The sequence below is a fragment of the uncultured Marivirga sp. genome (genome assembly GCF_963974845.1).
Taxonomy (GTDB): domain Bacteria; phylum Bacteroidota; class Bacteroidia; order Cytophagales; family Cyclobacteriaceae; genus Marivirga; species Marivirga harenae.
The window spans coordinates 1-4,622 of sequence record NZ_CAXBEQ010000017.1 but is presented as its reverse complement, the minus strand read 5'-3'; the positions used below and the strand labels follow the sequence as shown (position 1 = coordinate 4,622).

Annotated in this window: 4 protein-coding genes; 2 read left to right on the top strand and 2 right to left on the bottom strand. The window is 36.0% G+C overall.

Annotation, left to right across the window (positions count from 1 at the left end; all coding sequences use genetic code 11):
* Together AAC601_RS18930 and AAC601_RS18925 are read right to left on the bottom strand one after the other, a co-directional pair.
* Positions 1 to 679, bottom strand: a 679-nt coding sequence (locus AAC601_RS18930) for a SprB repeat-containing protein (RefSeq protein ID WP_340154121.1), incomplete at its 3' end; no start/stop codon positions are given.
* An 8-nt stretch (positions 680 to 687) separates the two neighbouring features.
* Positions 688 to 1,035 (bottom strand): hypothetical protein, encoded by a 348-nt coding sequence (locus AAC601_RS18925; protein ID WP_340154120.1) that lies wholly within the window; start codon positions 1,033 to 1,035, stop codon positions 688 to 690.
* A 369-nt stretch (positions 1,036 to 1,404) separates the two neighbouring features.
* Here AAC601_RS18925 and AAC601_RS18920 point away from each other — a divergent pair, with 369 nt between their 5' ends.
* Positions 1,405 to 3,678, top strand: coding sequence for an aconitate hydratase (locus tag AAC601_RS18920; RefSeq protein ID WP_340154119.1), 2,274 nt, complete (start codon positions 1,405 to 1,407; stop codon positions 3,676 to 3,678).
* A 198-nt stretch (positions 3,679 to 3,876) separates the two neighbouring features.
* On the top strand, positions 3,877 to 4,413 hold the full coding sequence (locus AAC601_RS18915; protein ID WP_303268457.1) for a ferritin: 537 nt from the start codon (positions 3,877 to 3,879) through the stop codon (positions 4,411 to 4,413).
* Positions 4,414 to 4,622 lie beyond the last annotated feature (209 nt).

Below are 4,622 nucleotides of genomic sequence, written 5' to 3'. Positions count from 1 at the left end.
AGGCCGAATCGTTACAGGCTGCTCCGTTCGTGCCTGTGAATACTCCCGCATTCGGTCCAACATCTACTGTAATACCGTTAATATTAGTTGTACAGCCATTATCATCTGTCACAACAACATCATAGGCACCTGCATTCAAATTTATTGGATTATCAGTATCACCAATCCCTGCAGTTGGTCCGGACCATGCAAAAGAATAGGGGGCGATACCTCCTGCAACATCAATATCTATTGCACCACTCCCAGTTCCATCGCAATCATTGATAATACTTACAACGTTTGCACTTAGAAGTGATGGTTCTTCAATCAAAAATCCAGTAAATCCGTCAGAAACTTGGACAGGAGTACATCCTGCCTTAAACACAACTACCTGATAAGATGAAGGAGGGACATCTGAATAAATTACTGTTCGTCCGTCAGGTAATTGATTTTCAGTAACAGAAAGGGTCACAAATGTTCCAGTATTATTATCGTACAAATCAAACTGGAAAGGAGCAGTGCCATCAGTCATTTCAACAGTAATAGTACCATCATCCGCTCCAAAGCAGCTAATGTCTGTATGGCTTTTATTTGCAGCGCCTGCCGTAGGACACTGTGCATTCAAACTTTGATTTGAAATTGCTCCAAAAAGAAAAAATACTAATGATAAGCCAAATATTTTGGTGTAAAGTTTATTCATATCCTAAATCATTCAGAGGTTAAATCTATACCAGTCGGTCCTCCTAAAGTCCTTGATATATTACAATTATTGTCTTTTATATAGATTGCATATCGACCTGGTACAATATTTAAAAATGATAACTTTTCTTCCCCGCTAGAAAATTGTAGCGTTTTCGTGTCAATAATTTTTCCATTATTTAAGTCATAAAGTTTCACTTCAAACGAGCCTGACGTATTCTCATTTTTTAAGGTCAGAGAATAAACTCCTTCCTCTTTTTCTACACTGTAATCAAATTTTATTGTGCAATTTTGTGAGTAAGCCATAAAAGGCACACCTAAAATTACAAATACCACTATTGCTATAAACCTATTCATATTAAGTACTTCTTTAAACACTGTAAATGTAATTACTTGCCAAATTAATTAACCACAAATCTAACTCCTTTTAGTACATTTCTTATAAATTAATCGAAAGAAAAGAAGAATCTATCTAAATTTACATACAAAAGGAACAAATAACTTTGCTTGCTTCCATCCCAATTCAAATATAAGTGATTCAATATTCTAAACAATAAAAAACAAGTAAAACTTTAAGTATACAACCTTAACTTTCTATACAACAGTTATTTATATCGATAATTAGAACTTTTACAAATACAGATAATCCCGTCTCCCTCATAGGATAAAAGTGTTGATTTTGTATCTTTGCAGAAAATCAGAGAATTTTAAATTAAAAATAACAATATGGCTTTTGATATAGACATGATTAAAGCTGTTTATGCTGGAATGAGTGAAAAAATCACTGCTGCAAGACAGGTAGTCAACAAACCTTTAACCTTATCTGAAAAGATACTTTACTCACATTTATGGGATGGGGAAGCAAAAAACGCATTTCAAAGAGGAAAATCTTACGTAGATTTCGCTCCAGATAGAGTAGCCATGCAAGATGCAACAGCCCAGATGGCACTTCTTCAGTTCATGCAAGCGGGAAAAGATCAAGCTGCAGTTCCTTCTACCGTACATTGTGATCACCTGATCTTAGCTAAAGAAGGCGCAAAGGAAGATTTAAGAAGTTCTTTAACGGCTTCTGGAGAAGTTTTTAATTTCTTAGAATCGGTTTCAAATAAATATGGAATTGGCTTCTGGAAACCAGGTGCAGGTATTATACACCAAGTAGTTCTGGAAAATTATGCTTTCCCTGGGGGAATGATGATCGGAACCGATTCTCATACTGTAAACGCTGGTGGCTTAGGAATGGTAGCAATAGGAGTTGGTGGTGCGGATGCAGTAGATGTAATGGCTGGAATGCCATGGGAATTGAAGTTCCCTAAATTAATTGGTGTAAAGTTAACTGGAAAATTGAACGGCTGGACTTCTGCTAAAGATGTTATATTAAAAGTAGCTGGCATTTTAACTGTGAAAGGTGGAACAGGATCTATCGTAGAATACTTCGGTCCTGGAGCACAATCTCTTTCTGCAACTGGAAAAGGAACGATCTGTAATATGGGGGCTGAAATCGGTGCTACAACTTCTACTTTCGGTTATGATGACGCTATGGAGCGTTATTTAAGATCAACAGATAGAAATGATGTTGCTGATGCTGCCAATGAAGTTCGTGAACATTTAACCGGTGATGATGAGGTTTATAGCAATCCTGAGCAGTATTTTGACCAAGTGATCGAAATTGACCTTTCAACATTAGAACCACATGTAAATGGTCCCTTTACTCCAGACAGAGCTACTCCAATTTCAGAACTAAAAGCGGAGGCAGAAAAAAACGGATGGCCGACTAAAGTAGAATGGGGATTAATCGGATCTTGTACTAATTCTTCTTATGAGGATTTATCAAGAGCCTCCTCTATTGCAAAACAAGCTGTTGAGAAAGGATTAAAAACGAAGTCAGAATTTGGAATTAACCCTGGATCAGAGCAAGTTAGATTTACTGCAGATCGCGATGGTTTATTGAAGATTTTTGAAGATTTAGACGCAACTATTTTCACTAATGCATGTGGCCCTTGTATCGGACAATGGTCAAGAACTGGTGCGGATAAAGGCGAGAAAAACACCATTGTTCACTCTTTTAATAGAAACTTCTCTAAAAGAGCTGACGGAAACCCTAATACACACGCATTTGTAACTTCACCTGAAATGGTAGCAGCAATTGCAATAAGTGGTGATTTAGGGTTTAATCCTTTAACAGATACCTTAACAAATGAAAAAGGAGAGCAAGTGAAGTTAGACCCTCCTTTTGGTGCTGAATTACCTGAAGAAGGATTCGCAGTAGAAGATAATGGATACCAAGCTCCAGCAAAAGATGGTAGCACTGTAGAAGTAAAAGTTGCTCCGGATTCTAAAAGGTTACAATTATTGGAAGGATTTGATGCTTGGGATGGAAAAAATATCACTGGCGCTAAATTACTGATCAAAGCCTTAGGCAAATGTACTACTGATCATATTTCAATGGCTGGTCCTTGGTTGAGATTCAGAGGTCATTTGGATAATATCTCTGACAACTGTTTGATTGGTGCGGTAAACGCCTTCAATGAAGAAACCAATAAAGTTAAAAGCCAGATCACTGGAGAGTATGGAGCTGTTCCTGCTACTCAAAGAGAATACAAAGCTAAAGGTATTCCGACTATAGTAGTGGGTGACCATAATTATGGCGAAGGTTCCTCAAGAGAACATGCAGCTATGGAGCCTAGGCATTTAGGTGTTAAAGCTGTTTTGGTTAAATCATTTGCTCGTATTCATGAAACCAATTTGAAGAAGCAAGGGATGTTAGGCTTAACATTTGCTGACGAAGAAGATTACGATAAAATTCAGGAGGACGATACATTCAATTTCTTAGATTTAAAAGAATTTGCACCGGAAAAACCTATCACTATTGAAGTAGTGCATGCGGATGGAAGCAAAGATGTTATCAAAACCAACCATACTTATAATGATACTCAAATAGAGTGGTTTAAGGCTGGTTCTGCATTAAATAAAATCAAGGAAGAAGCGAAAGCTAGAGGTTAATATTAAGATTCTAGAATCAAGAATCTAGTTTTAAGAGTTAGACTAAAAGGAGTTTTCAAAATGAAAGCTCCTTTTTTTTATGCTCTATTATTTATACTGAGTCCATATTTAGAAGAAATCCAATTTCAGATTGAGTTTTGATTCAACTTTATTGTCCATTTATATGTATAATGCATAAAATACAAAAATGACATTATTATGAAAGATTTAATAACACCCAATAGATCATTAGCAATAGAAACAGAAAAGAAACTTAATCAGCAGATCGAAATGGAAGGAAAATCATCTGCTTACTATTTATCAATGGCTTCGTGGTGCGAGACAAAAGGTTATGTAAACTCCTCAAAATTTTTATATGACCATTCTGACGAAGAGAGAGGTCATATGTTAAAACTTTTTAGTTACATTAATGAAGCTGGCGGACATGCACGACAACCGGCAATCAGTGAAATAAGGCATGAATTCAATAGCTTAAGAGAAGTTTTCGAGCTGATCTTGGAGCATGAAATTAAGGTGACAAAATCAATACATGAATTAGTGGATCACTGTTTCAGTACGAAAGATTTCACCACTTTCAATTTCTTACAGTGGTTCGTTACTGAACAAAGAGAGGAAGAAACTATCGCTAGAAGAGCCTTAGAAATATTTGATATAATTGGAGAAGAAGGTATGGGATTATGGCATATCGATATTGAATTAGGAAAATTACATGGCATTGAAGGTGGAGAAGAGTAAACTTCAATACTATTATAACCAAGAACCCGCAATGCGTCAAAAGATTGCGGGTTTTTTCGTATAGAAGCACTTTAATTAGGACCTTAGCTTCCAAGATTAGAAAAAATTAAATCAACTATTTCAGATTTTCAACTAATTATTTTTGGATTGTTTGCAAAATCCATACTTTTGGATTTAAAATAAAGCTAGAAAACAACCAAATCCCCAGT